15 protein-coding genes are annotated in these 17,945 nt (G+C 31.2%); 6 read left to right on the top strand and 9 right to left on the bottom strand.

Annotated elements, in window-relative coordinates:
* The first annotated feature begins 143 nt into the window (after positions 1 to 143).
* The gene (locus tag QEJ31_RS14000; protein ID WP_280591053.1) at positions 144 to 1,244 is read left to right on the top strand and encodes an efflux RND transporter periplasmic adaptor subunit; all 1,101 of its coding nucleotides are present in this window, start codon (positions 144 to 146) and stop codon (positions 1,242 to 1,244) included.
* A 25-nt stretch (positions 1,245 to 1,269) separates the two neighbouring features.
* Positions 1,270 to 4,299 (top strand): efflux RND transporter permease subunit, encoded by a 3,030-nt coding sequence (locus QEJ31_RS13995; protein ID WP_280591051.1) that lies wholly within the window; start codon positions 1,270 to 1,272, stop codon positions 4,297 to 4,299.
* A gap of 19 nt (positions 4,300 to 4,318) precedes the next feature.
* On the opposite strand, the gene QEJ31_RS13990 is transcribed toward QEJ31_RS13995, so the two are convergent.
* Together QEJ31_RS13990 and asnS are read right to left on the bottom strand one after the other, a co-directional pair.
* A complete protein-coding gene (locus QEJ31_RS13990; RefSeq protein ID WP_280591050.1) occupies positions 4,319 to 4,945 on the bottom strand; it encodes a hypothetical protein in 627 nt (208 codons plus the stop codon).
* A gap of 87 nt (positions 4,946 to 5,032) precedes the next feature.
* Complete coding sequence (gene asnS, locus QEJ31_RS13985) at positions 5,033 to 6,436, bottom strand: asparagine--tRNA ligase (protein ID WP_280591048.1); 1,404 nt, start codon at positions 6,434 to 6,436, stop codon at positions 5,033 to 5,035.
* A 174-nt stretch (positions 6,437 to 6,610) separates the two neighbouring features.
* Here asnS and QEJ31_RS13980 point away from each other — a divergent pair, with 174 nt between their 5' ends.
* Positions 6,611 to 7,414 carry a hypothetical protein gene (locus QEJ31_RS13980; protein ID WP_280591047.1) on the top strand — a complete coding sequence of 268 codons (804 nt, stop codon included), beginning with the start codon at positions 6,611 to 6,613 and terminating at the stop codon, positions 7,412 to 7,414.
* Here QEJ31_RS13980 and QEJ31_RS13975 read toward each other — a convergent pair.
* From QEJ31_RS13975 to hemH, 4 genes are all read right to left on the bottom strand, one after another.
* Entirely contained in the window at positions 7,411 to 8,508 is a 1,098-nt protein-coding gene (locus tag QEJ31_RS13975) for a chemotaxis response regulator protein-glutamate methylesterase (protein WP_280591046.1), read from the bottom strand. The genes QEJ31_RS13980 and QEJ31_RS13975 overlap by 4 nt on opposite strands.
* Positions 8,509 to 8,591: 83 nt before the next feature.
* The gene (gene truA / locus QEJ31_RS13970) at positions 8,592 to 9,419 is read right to left on the bottom strand and encodes a tRNA pseudouridine(38-40) synthase TruA (RefSeq protein WP_280591043.1); all 828 of its coding nucleotides are present in this window, start codon (positions 9,417 to 9,419) and stop codon (positions 8,592 to 8,594) included.
* Complete coding sequence (uvrB, locus tag QEJ31_RS13965; protein WP_280591042.1) at positions 9,420 to 11,453, bottom strand: excinuclease ABC subunit UvrB; 2,034 nt, start codon at positions 11,451 to 11,453, stop codon at positions 9,420 to 9,422. It lies immediately after the preceding gene.
* Between the two features lie 18 nt (positions 11,454 to 11,471).
* Positions 11,472 to 12,509, bottom strand: a complete 1,038-nt coding sequence (gene hemH, locus QEJ31_RS13960; RefSeq protein WP_280591041.1) for a ferrochelatase — start codon at positions 12,507 to 12,509, stop codon at positions 11,472 to 11,474.
* Positions 12,510 to 12,647: 138 nt separating this feature from the next.
* Here hemH and QEJ31_RS13955 point away from each other — a divergent pair, with 138 nt between their 5' ends.
* On the top strand, positions 12,648 to 14,369 hold the full coding sequence (locus tag QEJ31_RS13955) for an adenylate/guanylate cyclase domain-containing protein (RefSeq protein WP_280591040.1): 1,722 nt from the start codon (positions 12,648 to 12,650) through the stop codon (positions 14,367 to 14,369).
* A 14-nt stretch (positions 14,370 to 14,383) separates the two neighbouring features.
* Here the strand turns inward: QEJ31_RS13955 and QEJ31_RS13950 are convergent, their stop codons facing one another.
* The 3 genes from QEJ31_RS13950 to QEJ31_RS13940 form a co-directional block, all read right to left on the bottom strand.
* Entirely contained in the window at positions 14,384 to 14,734 is a 351-nt protein-coding gene (locus QEJ31_RS13950) for a hypothetical protein (RefSeq protein WP_280591039.1), read from the bottom strand.
* Positions 14,735 to 14,746: 12 nt separating this feature from the next.
* Positions 14,747 to 14,995: a hypothetical protein gene (locus tag QEJ31_RS13945; RefSeq protein ID WP_280591037.1), complete on the bottom strand. Its 249-nt coding sequence runs from the start codon at positions 14,993 to 14,995 to the stop codon at positions 14,747 to 14,749.
* A 107-nt stretch (positions 14,996 to 15,102) separates the two neighbouring features.
* Entirely contained in the window at positions 15,103 to 15,696 is a 594-nt protein-coding gene (locus QEJ31_RS13940) for an outer membrane beta-barrel protein (RefSeq protein ID WP_280591035.1), read from the bottom strand.
* A gap of 628 nt (positions 15,697 to 16,324) precedes the next feature.
* Between QEJ31_RS13940 and QEJ31_RS13935 the strand changes: the two genes are divergently transcribed.
* Both QEJ31_RS13935 and QEJ31_RS13930 read left to right on the top strand, forming a co-directional pair.
* Positions 16,325 to 16,786 carry a hypothetical protein gene (locus QEJ31_RS13935; RefSeq protein WP_280591033.1) on the top strand — a complete coding sequence of 154 codons (462 nt, stop codon included), beginning with the start codon at positions 16,325 to 16,327 and terminating at the stop codon, positions 16,784 to 16,786.
* Between the two features lie 162 nt (positions 16,787 to 16,948).
* The gene (locus QEJ31_RS13930) at positions 16,949 to 17,881 is read left to right on the top strand and encodes a hypothetical protein (protein ID WP_280591031.1); all 933 of its coding nucleotides are present in this window, start codon (positions 16,949 to 16,951) and stop codon (positions 17,879 to 17,881) included.
* The last annotated feature ends 64 nt before the right edge of the window (positions 17,882 to 17,945 follow it).

Genomic DNA, 17,945 nt, shown 5'->3' with positions numbered 1-17,945 from the left:
ATATACAAAAATAACCTCTTAGAATATCTCTTCTTTCTTTATAAAATTAAAAAATGAAAAATCCTTCTTGATGTACTATTGAACGAAATGAAAAATAAAGTTATGAATTAAATCTAGTCCTTTAAGTATAAAAGAGGAATTTTATGTCAAAACGGATGAGTATAACAATAATTGCATTAGTTATCGTTTTTGGATGTGTTTTTGGTTGGTACGGTTTACGGCAATATTTTATCAAAAGCTTTTTTGCTAAATTTGAACCACCACCACAAGTCGTTAGTGTGGTAAAAGCAAAATTAGATAATTGGCAGCCATATCTTTATTCAGTAGGCTCTTTAAGTTCAATAAATGGAGTGGATATAAGTGCTGAAACCGCAGGCCAAGTTAAAGCAATTTACTTTGATTCTGGGAAATTTGTTAAACAAGGAGAACCTCTTATCCAACTAGATGATTCTTCTGAGCAAGCCCAATTAAAAGATATAGTTGCTCAATTACAACTTGCACAAGTTAATGATAAAAGAATAAAACAATTGTTTACTCAAGGAGCAGCATCGTTGTCTGCAGTCGATGATTCTTCTTCTAAAGTAAAGCAATTATCTGCTAATTATGAAAATGCAAAATCATTAATTGCTAAAAAATTAATTAGAGCACCTTTTAGCGGGAAAATTGGAATTAAACAAGTAAATATTGGGCAATTTATTCAAGCAGGTTTTGCTTGCGCAAGTTTACAAACTTCAAATGCTTTATACGCACAAATTACCTTACCACAGCAGGATACCAACAAGGTATTTATCAATCAAGAAGTCTTAGTTAACGTTGATGCATATCCAAATTTTAATTTTAAAGGTAAAATAAACGCTGTAGATTCAAAAGTAGATGAAGCCACAAGAACAATTCATGTTCAAGCAACAATTGATAATTCCGAAAATAAATTATTGCCCGGAATGTTCATTAGTGTGAAGGTAGCCTTACCAATTGTTCCTAATTCAATTATTTTACCACAAACCGCTATAACCTATACTCTTTACGGTGATTCTGCTTTTGTTGTTACTTTATTGAATCAAAAGTCTGATAAAGGCGATGAATTAGCTACAGTAAAAAGAGTTTTTGTAAAAACTGGAGAAAAGAGAGACAATTTAGTAACAATTATAGAAGGAATAAAAGAAGGCGATCTTGTTGTCAGTAGTGGACAATTAAAATTAAATGATGGAGCAAAAATAGCCATAAACAATTCTATCAATCTTTAACAGATTGAGTGAGCTGAGGAAGAAAATGAAATTTACCGACATATTCATTCAAAGGCCAGTGTTGGCAACGGTCGTTAGTATTTTAATTTTCATGGTTGGTTTAAAATCAATATTTAATCTTGATCTTAGACAATATCCTAAAGTTGAAAATACCGTTGTTACCGTTTTAACAACTTATCCAGGTGCAAGCGCACAATTAATGCAAGGTTTTATCACCCAACCAATTCAAACTTCAGTTTCATCAGCGGAAGGAATTGATTATATAAATTCTTCAAGTTCCCAAGGTGTAAGTAAAATAGAAATCCATTTAAAATTGAATTTTAATTCTACGACTGCCTTTGGTGATATTTCAGCTAAAGTAAACGCTGTTCGCGCTCAACTTCCCAAAGATGCGAATGACCCTGTTATTACTAAGACAACCGGAAGTACATTAGCTGCTCTATATATAAGTTACTCTAGTGAAAAAATGTCAGGGCCTCAAATTTATGATTTACTTGCAAGAGTAGTTCAACCCAAAATGCAATCGGTATCTGGCGTTGCAAGTGCAGATATCTTAGGTGGCAACCCTTTTGCCATGCGAATTTGGTTAAATCCTGAAAAAATGGCAGCACTTGGAGTAACAGCTGATGAAGTTGGTTCCGCATTGCGGGCAAATAGTTATTTATCTGCAGCAGGACAATTAAAGGGTCAATACACCATTACCAATATCAGTGCGGCAACTGATCTGCATAGTGAGCAAGAATTTAAAGATTTGGTAGTAAAACAAATTAAAGGAAAACTCATTCGCATGCGCGATGTTTCGGAGGTAGAATTAGGATCGCAAAGTTATTCTTCTTCTGTTACTTTTAACGGTAATAAAGGGGTTTTCATAGGAATTCAACCTGTACCTTCAGCCAATCCACTTACTGTTGTAAAAAATATTCGTGAAGTTATTCCACAAATAGAAAAAGACTTACCTCCTTCATTAAAACAACTCATAGTTTATGACTCAACCGAATTTATTTCTGCTTCTATTAATGATGTTATAAAAACTTTAGTAGAAGCTACTATAATAGTTATAGTTGTTATCTTTTTATTTTTAGGATCTCTTCGTTCAGTTAGTATACCTATCGTAACAATACCTTTATCGTTAGTCGGCGTATGTTCCCTTATGATGGCTTTGGGTTATTCTATTAATCTACTAACCTTACTTGCCATGGTATTAGCGATTGGACTTGTGGTTGATGATGCTATTGTTGTTGTTGAAAATATTCAACGTCATATTGAGGAAGGAAAATCTCCTTTAGATTCTGCTCTAATTGGAGCTAGAGAAATTGCAATGCCCGTAATTACTATGACAATCACTTTGGGGGCTGTGTATGCTCCAATTGGTTTAATGGGAGGATTAACAGGAGCTTTATTTAAGGAATTTGCATTAACTCTAGCAGCCTCAGTTGTGGTCTCTGGAGTAGTGGCTTTAACTTTATCTCCTATGATGTGTTCAAAAATTTTAATTCATGAAGCTAATGATAAAGGTTTTGCAAAATGGATAGATAAAAAATTTAGCCAATTGCAAAAAAAATATGAATCCCTTTTGCATTCTGTATTACAAACGAAACCTGTAGTAGTTCTATTTGGATCTGTTGTTTTAGTCAGCGTTTTTTTCTTATTTTTATTGACTCCGAAAGAACTAGCACCAAAAGAAGACCAAGGATTTTTAGCAATATTTTCTACTGCACCGCAATATGCGAATGTTCGGTATTTGGAGCGTTATACTAAAGAAATTGATAATATTCTGCAAAAATACAATGAACGTGCTGCTAATTTTAACGTTAACGGGATGGGTAGTGAAAATGCTGCTTTCTCTGGCCTTATTTTTAAACCTTGGGGCGATAGAAAACGCACTGCTATGAAATTGCAAGAAATTATTCAAAAAGATCTCAACCAAATTGCAGGAGTAAAATCCTTCATATTTTCAATGCCAGATCTTCCTACTGGTGCAAGTGGTATGCCAGTCCAATTTGTGTTAAAAACTACCGATGATTATAGATTTCTTTATTCTGTAATGGAAGATCTAAAAGCGAAAGCAAGAAAAAGTGGTTTATTTATAGTTGTTGATAGCGATTTAAGCTTTGAATCTCCACAACTAAATATTAAGATTGATAAAAATAAAGCTACAGAAATGGGTATTACCATGCAAGCAATTGGAAATTCTCTTGCTACTATGCTAAGTGGTGCCTACACAAATTTATACAATATGAATGGAAGAAGTTATCAAGTCATTCCTCAATTAAAAGATGTTAACAGGAGTAATCCAGAAGAATTAAATAAAACCTATATACGAAATAGTTCGGGAAATTTAGTTCCATTATCAAACTTTGTTACGTATCAAGTAACTTCTGAACCAAGTTCATTAAATCAATTTCAGCAATTAAATTCAGCAACGCTATCTGCTGTCATGATGCCAACTCAAACAACAACAACAGGTCTTAATTATTTAAAAGCGGAAGCTGAAAAACTTATGCCGAGGGGAATGTCTTACGATTTTTCTGGCGATTCTAGAACAGAACAGCAAGAAGGTAACGCATTATTAGGTACTTTTGCCTTTGCATTGATTGTTATCTTTCTTGTTCTTGCAGCTCAATTTGAAAGTTTTAGAGACCCATTAGTAATTATGTTTAGCGTTCCTATGGCAATTTGTGGCGCACTGATTCCTTTAAATATTGGTCTTGCAACTATTAATATTTATACCGAAATTGGTTTAATTACGTTAATAGGATTAATTACTAAACATGGGATATTAATGGTTGAGTTTGCTAATGAATTGCAACATAAAGACAAGTTAGATCTCGAAACAGCTATTCAAAAAGCTGCTTCAGTTAGATTAAGACCTATTTTAATGACAACTGCAGCAATGGTGTTAGGAGTTATTCCTTTGATTATCGCCAGTGGAGCAGGCGCTTCTAGTAGGTATAATATAGGAATTGTAATTGCTTCAGGTTTAACTATTGGTACCTTATTTACTTTATTTGTAGTTCCTACCATGTATACTTTGTTAAGTAAGAAAAAATCTTGACCAATTAGTAGACAAGCAATTAGTAGTTTTTATAATTATTAATTGCTGCTGATAATTTATTATAAATCACTCTTAGTCCATTATCACCTTCTAAAAAAATAGACTTCCCATTTGGATTAGAAATCATTGTATTAATATTATTAATGGCATCAAGAATTGTTTGATTCACATAATTTAAATCATTTCTAATTTGCTGCTTTCGCATATTTAAAATTCTAATGTCAGGATTATAAATATGTGAGTCATAAATTATAGTATTTAATAATACTGGAATTCCAGAATTGGATGTATAAACATAGTTATTATTTGTATCACTAACTAACTTTGCCATTTTATCAACGCCATCACTAGTAAGCGATGCAGTTATATTTTGTACTGAGTTCATTTCACTATTACTAAATCTGCAAGTACTTAACATGTAATTATTGTCATTTACGTTATTACTTAAAGTGCGTAATGAAACATATACAGACTTGGAGCTGCTATATAAGTCATAAGTAGGGGCATATAGTTTTTTAACATCTGCTGAATCGACATAGGGGGCTGTAGAATCTTTAGAACCAAGATCATTTGAAGGACCACAAGTTACATTTAATAGTATACAGGTTAGTAAAATAAAAATTTCTTTTAACTTAAAATTCCCCATACATCCTCGCTAAAGATCTATGGGGTTATCGGTTGATGTTTTGTTAATTTTTAGTTGATTTTCTATTTTTTTTAAATAGTTAAAATATCAGTATTTACAATTACCTGGCGTTCTTGGGAATGGGATAACATCCCGAATATTGTTCATTCCTGTTACCCACATAATTAAACGCTCAAGTCCTAACCCAAAACCAGCATGCGGAACTGATCCAAAACGTCTTAATGAAACATAAAAATCCATATGTTCAGTGTTTATGCCTTTTGCTTTCATTCTTTCTATTAAAATAGCTTCTCTATCTTCTCGCTGACTTCCACCAACGACTTCACCAATACCAGGCATTAAGACGTCCATCGCCCGAACTGTTTTTCCATCTTCATTTAAATACATATAGAAGGCTTTTAGCTCTTCAGGGTAATTAAAGACTATTGTTGGAGATTTAAAATGCTCTTCACATAAATAACGTTCATGCTCACTTTTTAAATCACAACCCCAATAAACAGGGTGTTCAAAATTTTTCCCACAATTTTTCAAAATTTCTACTGCTTCAGTATAGGAAACACGAATAAATGGTTTTTCTAAAGCTAAACGCAAATATTCTCTTGTGTCCAATTGTGTTTTTTGAATACAAACATCAAGATCATCATGACAATTTTCTAATACATCTGCCACAACGAAGCGAATCATATCTTGGGCAAGTTGCATATTATCTTCTAAATCAGCAAATGCAAATTCAGGCTCAACCATCCAAAACTCTGCTAAATGCCTTGAAGTATTTGAATTTTCAGCGCGAAAAGTGGGTCCAAAAGTATATATTCGATTCAGCCCCATAGCCAGTAATTCACCTTCTAATTGCCCTGTAACACAAAGCATAGTGGGTTCTTCAAAAAAATCTTGCGTAAAATCTACTTTTCCTTCTTTAGTTTTAGGCACTTGTTCCAAATCAAAATTTGTTACTTTAAAAGATTCGCCTGCACCCTCCCCATCTGCTGTGGTCAACAAAGGAGTATGCACATAACAAAATCCTCGTTGGGTAAAGAATTGGTGAATGGCAAAACTGATTCTACTTCTGATGCGAAAAACACTTGAATACGTAGATGTTCTGACCCGCATATGGGCATTTTCCCGGAGATATTCATATGTCATTTCTTTTTTCTGGAGGGGATAAGTTTCGGGATCTGCGGCTCCATATACTGAAACAGCCGTTGCCTGCATTTCGTATTTTTGCCCCTTACCAGGACTCAATACCAAATTACCAGTAATTTTTACTGAGCACCCTGTGGTTAATTTTTCAACTTCAGAATAATTAGATATATTTGCATCGACAATAACCTGCAAAGACTTGGCACAGGTACCATCATTGATTTCTAAAAAGGAAAATTTTTTAGAACCTCTTTTAGTTCTTAACCACCCTGCAATTGAAATTTGTGCGGGAGAGATATTATCTGCATGAATATCAGATATCTGAGTCAGCCCAGAAAGTAATGTCGACATTGTTACACCTATGAAAATATAAAAAACAAATTGGGATTACACCGTTATGATAAAATAAAATGGTCAATATCACCCTTATACCCAAAGCTCAGAGTATGTCATAAGCTTTGATTTTGTGCAATGAATTGCTATTTTTTAATAGGAAGGTTTCAAACATATTAAAGGAGAATTGCTTTGAAAAAATATGGCTTTCAAAAAAGCAACTTGAGCTTGTTTTGTTTGTTCCTTGGAAGTGTGTTTCTTTCTAACAGATGTTTTGCGCAAAAATATTGGATGCGACAAAATGAACGGGATAATGAACGTTGGTCAATGAGTACTTATTTTACTGAGAAAAATAAACTAAAATACTCGGATTTTTTATTAAGATTTTACAGCGATGGCAGCGGCAAGAACTCTCCCCGTTTAGAGCCTTTTATTTATGGTCTTTGGTACAATGGACTTACTAGTGACGGAACTCAATGGGAAGGAGTTGGGTATGGGGGAAGTATCTACTTTAATAATTTTATTTCAGGGATATTTAAAATCCCTGCACCCAACATAGTACCAGGTGTATTTGGTGAACATCGTGAAGAAGTTGCTAGAGGCATTAGTAAAATTGATACGTATGGACCATCTTTACGATTTTTTGGACGCAACCAGCAAGACTCTGCTTTGTATTTAAATCTAAAAAAGACCGAACGAGACTTGCTATCTCAATACTATGAAGAATGGAATTGGGAAGCCGCTGCGGTTATTTATCTTGCTCAAAGTCTTAGAGTAGAAGGTTCATGGCTATTTAGCAATGATGACTGGCTTGCTTTTCCGTCTTCCTATGCAAAACAAGCAGGGTTTAAGGTTGGTGGTGGTTTAGAAATTGGATTTTTTAGAGTAAGTGCATTTTTTGAAAAAACTTCATATACAATGAAAAACCCATCTCCCAATTCTCTTCGATCGCTTGATGAAATACGCAGAGTTATTCAAATTGGTATTTCTATTTAAGAGACTAATTTCTGTGTTACATCAGAGCATTCTAAAATAATTCTCTCAGCAATTGTATGTAAAGGTAACACTAAATCAACAGCTCCTTTAGTAATTGCTTTTTTGGGCATCCCAAAGACAACAGAAGTTTCTTCATCTTGTGCAATTGTCAAACTCCCTGCTTTTTTCAATTCGAGTAAACCATCAGAGCCGTCAGCCCCCATGCCTGTGAGAATAATTCCAAGTGCATATTTCCCAACATTTCGAGCAACTGAAGAAAATAAAGGATTTGCTGATGGTCTAACACCTTGAATAAGCGCTCCTTCTTTTAAACGGACAACGTAACTGTGTTGTTGACGTAAAATTTCCATATGGAGATCTCCAGGAGCTAAATATGCTTTTCCTGGTTCAATTGTTTCATTTTGTTCTGCTAATTTTACTTTAAATTGACAAACATTATTTAAATTATTTGCAAAACCTTGTAAAAATTCTTTCGCCATATGCTGCACGATTAAAATACTTGGAATATTTTCTGGGAGTTGAGACAATATTTTTCTGAGAGCATCGGTTCCACCAGTTGAGGCCGCAATTGCGATAAGCTTTATTCCTTGTTTATTTACTGAATTAATTGGCAATGGATTAATATGTTCTTTTTTTGCAACAATTGTTTCAACTTTTAATACTGGTTTAAGGGCAATTCTTGCAGCTAATTTGACTTTATGAATCAATCCTTTTGCTATGAGCTCTACATTAGAACCTGGTTGAATAACTTGTTTAGGAAAAATATCTATGGCTCCATAGGTAAGAGCTTTCAAAGCATTTTCTGAATTTTCTTTCGCAAAACTACTTATTATAATTGTAGGAGTTGGGTGTGACTGCATTATTTTTTGTAAAAAAGTAAAACCATCCATCTTCGGCATGTGCAAATCTAACGTTATTACATCTGGTTTTTTTTGTTCGATTATTTTAAAAGCCTCATAGGGATCCTGAGCTGTGGCAATAACTTCTATATGATGATCATAGCTAAGAAGTGTAGAAAAGAATTTTCGCATAGAGATCGAGTCATCTATGATTAAAACTTTTATTTTCTTTTTATGAATACTTCTATGGGTCAATTTAACCTCGTTAAACTTTTATATATTTTAGCGAAGTTAGAAAAGAGAGAATAGGAAACAAAGTACTAACAAAGAAATTGCCTTTAGCAAGGAGCTGGGAAGAATGTAGGCAACTGTAAAGCTTTCTCGAGTTCTTTTTTGCTGTAGAATACTTGCATTAAGGTTAAACCCCACGCTGGTGCACAAACTCCTGTTAAATTTCTGTTTTTATGCAAATACCCTTCGGTTATGGTATTCTTTGATAACTTATTGCTTGCAATATCAACGGCGGTTCCCACCATGTTGCGGATCATATTTTTCAAAAACCCTTCACCCCAAATATCAATAACAATACATTCAGAATAAACAGGATGAAATTGCGCATGAATTTGGTAGATTTTTTTTATCGTATTTTTAGCTCCACAATCTATAGCTCGAAATGCAGAAAAATCGTGCTCACCGACAAAATTTTGCAATTGCAAAAACAGTTCAGAAACATCTAATTTCGTTCTAACATGCCAACATCTTCGAGTTAAAAATGCATGTTCTGAAAAACCATACCAAATTAAATATCGATAATGCTTTCCTTGTGAAGAAAACCGTGCATGAAAATCACTTGCGACATGTTCTACCGAATACAAAGAAATATCCAAATGCAATTGCGAATGAAAAATTCCATTTAATCCTTTTTGTATTCTTTCCAAAGAATAATTAGTTTGAGATTGTAAATTTAAAACAAAGCTATTTGCATGTACACCAGCATCTAATCGACTGCAACCTGTTAAAGTTACAGTTTCTTTAGTCAAAATAAACCATGCTTTTGTTATAGCTTCTTGGACTGTAAAAACATTAGGTTGTTGCTGATAACCATGAAATTTTTCACCATTCCAAGAAAATATTAATTTAAAATTCTGATACTCTTTTTCTTCCATCTATGATTCACCTGTTAGTAAAAGAATTTGTTCTTTTAATAGAAAGATTTTATCGCGTAATTGAGCCGCTAATTCAAAATCCATTTTTTGCGAAGCTTTTATCATTTCTTTTTGCATTTTTTGCACATATTTTTCCAGTTTTTTAGCATCTTTTAAAATATTTTCATCATCTAAATTAGCGATAGCTTGAATTAATTTTTCTTGAAATTCATCACCATAGTCAAGATTATATATTTTCTTTAGATCATCAGGAATTTTTTTGTATACAGTTTGAGGTGTAATATTATTTTCGGTATTATATTTTTCTTGTTTCTCTCTTCTTCTAGAAGTTTCTTCAATACAAAATTTAATACTTTCTGTTTCCTTATCAGCATACAAAATAACTCTTCCATTAGCATTTCTAGCCGCCCTACCAACAGTTTGGATTAAGCTTGTTTTACTTCTTAAAAAACCTTCTTTATCTGCATCTAAAATAGCTACCAATGATACTTCAGGTAAATCGAGTCCTTCTCTTAGCAAATTGATACCAACAAGAACATCAAAAATACCTAAGCGCAGATCTCGTAATATTTCTACTCGCTCTATACTTTGAATTTCAGAATGCAAATATTTTATTTTTATGCCAAATTCGGCATAATAAGCAGTTATATTTTCCGCCATTTTTTTAGTCAGAGTTGTAATTAAAATTCTTTCTTTTTTTGCTACAACATTTTGGATTTCAAATAAAAGATCATCAATTTGACCTTTTGCTGGTTTAACGAGAATTTGAGGATCGATTAAGCCAGTAGGACGAATAATCTGTTCAACAATTTCAGTTCCTGCATGTTCTAATTCATATTTAGCAGGAGTTGCTGAAACATAAATAGTCTGACCCATTCGATCTTTAAATTCATCAAAATTTAACGGACGATTATCTAATGCAGCTGGTAAGCGAAATCCATATTGCACTAAGGTTTCTTTTCTTGCTCTATCGCCACGATACATACCGCCAATTTGTGGAACTGTGACATGACTTTCATCAATAACTAATAAATAATCTTTTGGAAAATAATCAAGTAAAGTAGCAGGAGGTTTACCAGGAGACCGTCCATCTAAGTAACGAGAATAATTTTCTATGCCTTGACAGTATCCAATTTCACGGATCATTTCTAAGTCGTGTAACGTTCTTTGCTCAATTCGTTGAGCTTCAATATGTTTTCCATTATTTTTAAATTCAGAAACTTTTTCAATTAAATCATGGGAAATTTGGGAAATAACTTCGTCAATTTTTTCATTCTCTAAGACATAATGCGAGGCAGGATAGATATTTATTTTTTGAATTTTTTCTATTACTGTTCCTTTAAGTGCGTCAATTGTAGATAATTTTTCAATTTTATCTCCCCAAAATTGAATTCGCACTGCTCTTTCATTTTCTGATGAAGGAACGACTTCAATTATATCACCACGCACCCGAAATTTTCCTCTTTCTAAGGATATATCATTTCGAGTATATTGAATGGAAATAAGTTGGCGAATAAAATCATCTCTGGAAAATTCTGCATTTAAATTTAAAACTATTCTTGAATTTAAATAAGTATCGGGAGCTCCTAAACCATAAATACAACTTACAGAACTGACAATAATAACGTCTCGCCGTTCAAATAAGGCTTTTGTCGCACTATGCCGCATTTTGTCGATATTATCGTTAATAGATGCAGATTTATCGATAAAAGTATCCGTACTTGGCAAGTAGGCTTCTGGCTGATAGTAGTCATAGTAACTGATAAAATATTCAACCGCATTATTTGGAAAAAGTTCTTTAAATTCTTGAAATAATTGCGCAGCTAATGTTTTATTATGTGCAATGACTAAAGTGGGTCTTTGGGTTTTTGCGACAACATTAGCAATGGTAAATGTCTTCCCAGAACCAGTCACACCAAGCAATATTTGTTCTGAAAGTCCTGCAGATAAACCTGAAACTAATTTTTCTATAGCCTGCGGCTGATCGCCTGTTGGTGTCACAGGCCAAGAAATTTCAAAAGGTTTTTCCGACATAATTATTTCCTAAAAAAATTAAGCATATTTTTGGATCATTTTTACCACTGATTGGGCCCAATTGGAATCAGCATTTAAAGAAGGAATAAGACGTAAATCTTCTCCCCCAATTTCTAACCATTGTTCCCTTGCACGCATTTGAATTTCTTCTAAAGTTTCTAAACAATCTGCGACAAAAGCAGGGCAAAATACCGCTATTTTTTTATAACCTTTATCTGCTAATTCTTGCAATAAAAGATCAGTATAAGGTTTAATCCAAGGATCTTTTCCAAGTCTTGATTGAAATGAAGTAGTATAATTTTGCGGTGAAAGATTTAATTTTTTTGCTAACAGTCTTGTGGTTGCAAAACATTGCGCTCGGTAACAAAATTGATTTTCTTTTTCTATTTTTTCACAGCAGTTATCTTTTGTTAAACAGAATTTTCCTTTTGTTAAATCTGATTTTTTTACATGTCTTTCAGGTAATCCATGATAACTGAACAAGACAAAATCAGCAGAATAATTTGCTAAAAAATTCTTTGCTATTGCTGAAAAACTTTCAATAAACAAAGGATCATCATAAAAAGGAGGAACATAAACAACTTGTGGTATATTCCACATCTTATGAATTAATTTGCTTACTTTTTCAAAAACTGTACCAGTTGCTGCAGAAGAATATTGCGGAAATAAAGGAAAAACAATAATTTTACCAACCCCTGCCTGATTTAATTTCGCTAGAGCTTCATCAATAGATGGATTTTGATACCGCATAGATACTTCCACTAGATAATCATCACCTAATAATTTTCCAACTTCGGTTCCTAGTTGCTTAGAATACATTAACAAGGGTGAGCCATGCTCTTTCGACCATATACTTTTATAAGCATGCGCAGATTTCGGGCTACGGAATGGCAGAATAATACAACGCAATAAAAAAAATCGAATAACCGCCGGTATATCAATAACCCTTGGATCGGAAAGAAATTCCTTTAAATAACGTCTTACTGCTTTTGTTTCCGGGGCATCGGGGGTGCCCACATTGACTAGCAATACCCCAGTTTTTACCTTCATTTCCATAGATTATACCCCTCAATAAAATACTAAAATTCTCTGTTGAGGTTTTTTTCATCCAAATAGGAAAAGAAGCCCCAGCAGCATTCCAACGCATTGAATTAACATGAATGTTATTAAGATACCATAAGGGATTAGGAAAAAATGTTTAGTATCCGAAACCGCTTTTTATTTCTAATGTGTGGATTAACAGCACTAGTATCCACAGTTTGTTTAGCATTTGGTGCTTGGTTATTATTTTTACAATTAAAAAATTCTTCTTTCAAAATTTTAAACTCAGCAAAAGAAACATTAAATACATCGCTAGATTTTCAATTTTTAAAATTAGATGGCGATAGTCGAATTATTGCAAATTTTTCTCAATTTATAAAAGAAATAGAGTCAAGACAAAGTTTAGCTGTACTTAAAATAGCAAAGAAATTTCAAGAAGAGTTAGAGTTATCAGATGTTCATAGTTATGACAATGATGGGAATCCCATTTCTTTAGGAGAAAGTGGAAATCAGTCTTTTATAAATTTTTTTTCAGAAAATAAAAATAAAATTTTATTCGATAGTTTTAGGCAAGCATTGGATGGAAAAAACTCCTCAAAATTTATGTCAAGCAATAACTTAAAAATTATTCATTTATCACCAGTGATCTCAGACAATAAAAAAGTCTGCGGAATACTTTCTACTACCTTTAATATCGATAGAAAATATTTAGAAAAAATTGCAAAAATAACAGGGGTTGATATTTCTTTTTTTAATCAAACTCAACTATTAAGCAGCTCAATTGAAGACAAAAATGAAATTGAAGTTATTAACAAGGAGTTTAATCATTTAAAGCAAGAAAAAACTTCCATAAATAATGACAATGATAGAACGTGGACATCAAAAAATGGTTATTATTATTCTTTTAAGTTTAAACCTAATTTAGTAAACGAAAATGTAACAGCTTTACTTTCAATATCCAATAAAGAAAATGAATATGTATTTAACACTTCAAAAATATTTATTTTAATTCTTGGCCTTGGAATATTTTTATTTTCAGTTATTTTGTCCTCTTTTGCCGCAGCTGGAATTACTAAAGGTTTAAAAAAACTAGAAAAAAATGCTGCCACTTTGTCTGCAGGAAACTTAGACATTCCAATTGTTACTTATGGAAAGGATGAAGTAGCAAAATTAGCAAAAAGCTTTGAAACAATGCGAAACTCAATTAAAAACTTAATCCAAAATCTAAAAGAAACAAATCTATCTTACCAAAGGTTTGTTCCAAAAGAATTTATTGATATTTTAAATAAAGATGATATTAGAAAAATTCTCTTAGGAGATTATTTTGAACAAGAAATGACTATCTTATTTTCAGATATTCGTGGTTATACAAAACTTTCGGAAAGTTTAACCCCGAAAGAAAATTTTGAATTTATCAATGATTACTTAAAATTAGTCGCACCCATTATTAAAGAACACGGAGGATTCATTGATAAATATATTGGTGATGGATTAATGGCTTTGTTTCCTAACCAAGCTATTCAAGCATTTAAAGCTTCACAAGAAATACTTTCTGCAATTAAAAATCAAAATTCAGAAAATCAATATTCTATATTTGGTGAAGTAAAAATAGGAATTGGATTAAATACTGGCAAAGTTGTCATTGGCATAGTGGGTGAAGAAAAAAGATTGAATGCTACAGTAATTGGAGACTCTGTAAATACTGCTTCAAGAATTGAAAGTATGACCAAAGAAATAAAAACAGAATTATTAATTTCTGAAAGCACATATAATTCTTTTAATGAGGATGAAAAAAAACAAGTAGAATTTGTGGGCGAATTTAGCGTTAAAGGAAAAGATGAAAAGTTAAAACTCTATAAACTTTCCTTTAACTAATAATTTAATTTACCTTATATATTTATACCAAATACAACATTAAAAGATTGTTCAGTTCCCGTATATGTTTTATCGCTAATATGATCAGCTTTTCTGACAAAAACTCTTTTTCCTAAGAAATACCCAAAGCCAATACTATAATTTTCATCAATATTATAAGTTGGAATGATACTAATACCAAAAGATCCTGCACTATAAATTTTTACTGTTCCAAAATATACATTGTTATTACTATAATAATAACCACTATACTCATTTTGTTTTGAAATAGCTGCAAAGTTTAAATTAACAAGAGTATAAAGATCAAACTTATCTGTCAAATTAAATTTTACACCAGCTGCTCCAGCAAGATCCAGCGAAGACAAGGTTAAATCATACTAAGAAAAGGCATCGTTTTTATGACCAGTCGTGTAGTTATAAGAAAGTCCGCCCCCTAAAATGGGATGAATGCTACTGTTGTCGATAAAAGAAGCCATATACATAGCTCCCATATTCCACCCTGATAATTGAGGAAAATTAGGGTTATCTGTAGTATCATCTGAATTTTTATAATTATCAATTGTAGTATAGCCACCTTGAAACATTAAAGTGGAAGGATTTTCTTTGGCATATACGGCTGTAAGCATTGAAGATGCTGCTAAGGAAAGTAATATTTTTTTATTTTAAATTCTCTATAAAAAAAGCTAGGCTATTTAGGAAAATAGCCTAGCAAAATTGAGATTGATCTCACAAATTAAAAATTGAAACCTACAATTACATTTGCTGAATGTTCATTGTATTGAAAATCTTTATTATAATTTGTGTCTTGTACTTTTAAATTTCTACGGTTATATGTGTAACCCAAACCAACATTTAAAGATTCAGATAGGTCGTAAGTTGCTATCAGAGAAGCTCCAAAACTATATGTATTTTGCACTTTAAAGTCACCTTTGTTAAAAGATGTATTAATATAGTTATAAAAAGAGTAACCAGCATTTACTAATGCAAACATATTAACTTTTTCAACAAGTTCAAATTTTGCACCAGCTTTAATAACTCCTTCATAGGAATTTAAAGTTAAGGTCTCACCATTTGAATATGAATATCTCATTAATTGCGTATTTAAGCCACCACCAACTACAGGAGCAATTTTATCATTATAAATACTGTAAAGGTATGTTACTCCTAAATTTCCACCATTAAAATTATTATCAAATGCACCATCAGAAAAACCACTATAATTTGTATAACCGGCATTGATTTGAACATCAGACGATTTTTTTGCAGCAAATGCAGATGTTGTAAGAACCAAAGAAGCTAAAGTATAGCCCATTTTTTTAGCAAACATTAAATAACTCCATTTATTTAAGCAAATAGTAAAAATGCTTAATTTTGGTAATTAAGCAAAACTCTATATATTCGTAATTTTAATTTATTTCAACAATTGGTAAAAATTATTTCTTGTTATATTTATAAATTATAAAATACTACAATTTTTATTAGCTTTAATACCTCAAATTTTATTTTTTTAGATAACCCTTTTAACAAGAGCTATAGTATTATGCGAAATTTTTGCTAGTGAGATTAATTCACTGCACTAGAATAAAAAATAATTTTTGTTGATTTAATTTTAAGCAAAAATTTATTAATTATGATTCAGTTTCAACTGAAACTGAATTCGAAGAAATTTAATTAGAATTATCATTTATATTCTATCTAATAAACACAGATAGAATTTGCAAAATTTTTTATCCTAGTTAGTTTTTATCTCACATATTTTATAGATAATATTTAAAATATATCTATAAAATATGTTTAAATAATAATTTGATTTTTTTGTTTTTTATAAATATATAAAATTAAATGAGATTTTTATATATTTATGAAAATTTCTATTTTGTTAGTTCGTTTAGAATACTAACGGAAAATTCTGGATGATATTGTTTTGAAATTTAATTTAGAAAAGGAATATTTTAATGAAAAATTTGTTTTTAGTTGCTTTGAGCTCTTGCCTAATACTAGCTTCTTGCGGAAAGAATAATGAAAGCAGTAATAATAAAAAAGCTGCGAAATCATTTTCAACACTTCCTGAAAAAGACACTGCCATTGAAGATCTAAGAGAAACACGTTGGATTTCAAAAAACCAACAAATTATAGTAAATATTTCTAAAGCGGGAGATTCCCTAAGTTTTGAAAAAGCAAATGGATTATCAAGAATTTCAGGTTGTACTGAAGGTAAATTTCTTTTGGAAAAAGAGACAGACAGAATTCATCTAAGTCCTACAAACTGTAATATGATTGTTGGAAATAAAAAAATAAAATATCAAATGGGATTGCTAAAATTAGTTGATAACAAATTAAAACTTTATATCCCATCTTCATATTCTACTAATTCAATTGAATCAGAAATAACTTACATAGAATTTAATAGAGATTAATAGTTAAAAATTTCTAATTATAGCAAGGAACTTAATTTTAATTTCCTTGCTTTTTATTGCAACTTTTTGAAAAATAAAACCAGTTTTAATTAAAAATTAGAATAATATTTTTGTCTAATAGCGGGAATTTTTCATTCAAGTAATTAAAGTATAGGAGGTTTAATGAAGTTCGCTTTTAAAGTTTCTTTAGCATTAGCAGCATTAACTACTATAGGTTGTAAAGATGGTAATAAATCAAATAATACAAACTCTAGCAGTGGCAAAAGCTCTAAAGAAACAACATATACATTTAAATTTTCAGATAAAATTCCTATAAAAAATTATAGCTTAGCCATCAGTGGCAATTTTTCAAAAGAATGTGAAGAAGATGAAGAAATAAAATGGCAAGCAGGAAGCCAATATAATAAATTTTCTTTTAATGAAAATGGTAATAATGCTTGTAATATTAATATTACAAGCATGGAATTTAGCAATCAAGATAATAAAAATGAAGTTTATAAACTTGAAAAAGGATTTAATTTAGATACAGATTCAAAAAGCAAAGATATATATTTTCTTAAAGATGAAAATCATAATAAAAAGTATAAAATTTCTTCAGAAATAATCTCTGGAAAAAATAGAGAATTTAGAATAGATGTTTATAATCCACAAGAAAATGTAGTAGTCAATGACGTATTTAAGTCAAAAGAAAATACAATCTATTTCGGAGATAATAAAGTTAAGAAAATAGATAATAAAGGCTTCTTTTTTAATGCAATAAATCGACTTAAAATATCAACCTCAGACTTAGTCCAAATCATTAGTTACAAAGGTGAATTAGAGTTTAATATAGAAAATAATTATCTCATAAAAAGTTATTCAATTTTTGATTCATCAAGTAATATAAATAACGGTCTTAATAAAATAGTAAATTCTTCTAATATTAAAATATCAGCAAACGATCTTCAATTTCTTGGAAATTTGCCATTATCTTATAACAAAAATGAAGACCCTTCTAAAATATTAACAGATCATCTAAAATTATTAACAATTGTTCTTTATGTAGATAACAAAGAAGGTATAGAAATTCCAACTGAGTTTCATTTAACTTATTAGACTAATTAGTTTAGTTTTTTAACTTTAATTTCATAATATGCTCTTAAAAGAAATACAATAAGAT

The organism is Pigmentibacter sp. JX0631, from assembly GCF_029873255.1.
Taxonomy (GTDB): domain Bacteria; phylum Bdellovibrionota_B; class Oligoflexia; order Silvanigrellales; family Silvanigrellaceae; genus Silvanigrella.
This window is presented reverse-complemented; position numbering and strand designations above follow the sequence as displayed.

Bases quoted from the DNA above. Each gene is read 5' to 3' on its own strand.
- hemH (WP_280591041.1), bottom strand. From the start codon at position 12,509: ATGGAAATGAAGGTAAAAACTGGGGTATTGCTAGTCAATGTGGGCACC.
- QEJ31_RS13930 (WP_280591031.1), top strand. From the start codon at position 16,949: ATGAAGTTCGCTTTTAAAGTTTCTTTAGCATTAGCAGCATTAACTACT.
- QEJ31_RS13945 (WP_280591037.1), bottom strand. From the start codon at position 14,995: ATGCTTACAGCCGTATATGCCAAAGAAAATCCTTCCACTTTAATGTTT.
- QEJ31_RS13935 (WP_280591033.1), top strand. From the start codon at position 16,325: ATGAAAAATTTGTTTTTAGTTGCTTTGAGCTCTTGCCTAATACTAGCT.
- QEJ31_RS13955 (WP_280591040.1), top strand. From the start codon at position 12,648: ATGTTTAGTATCCGAAACCGCTTTTTATTTCTAATGTGTGGATTAACA.
- QEJ31_RS14000 (WP_280591053.1), top strand. From the start codon at position 144: ATGTCAAAACGGATGAGTATAACAATAATTGCATTAGTTATCGTTTTT.
- QEJ31_RS13990 (WP_280591050.1), bottom strand. From the start codon at position 4,945: ATGGGGAATTTTAAGTTAAAAGAAATTTTTATTTTACTAACCTGTATA.
- asnS (WP_280591048.1), bottom strand. From the start codon at position 6,436: ATGTCGACATTACTTTCTGGGCTGACTCAGATATCTGATATTCATGCA.
- truA (WP_280591043.1), bottom strand. From the start codon at position 9,419: ATGGAAGAAAAAGAGTATCAGAATTTTAAATTAATATTTTCTTGGAAT.
- QEJ31_RS13940 (WP_280591035.1), bottom strand. From the start codon at position 15,696: ATGTTTGCTAAAAAAATGGGCTATACTTTAGCTTCTTTGGTTCTTACA.
- QEJ31_RS13995 (WP_280591051.1), top strand. From the start codon at position 1,270: ATGAAATTTACCGACATATTCATTCAAAGGCCAGTGTTGGCAACGGTC.
- uvrB (WP_280591042.1), bottom strand. From the start codon at position 11,453: ATGTCGGAAAAACCTTTTGAAATTTCTTGGCCTGTGACACCAACAGGC.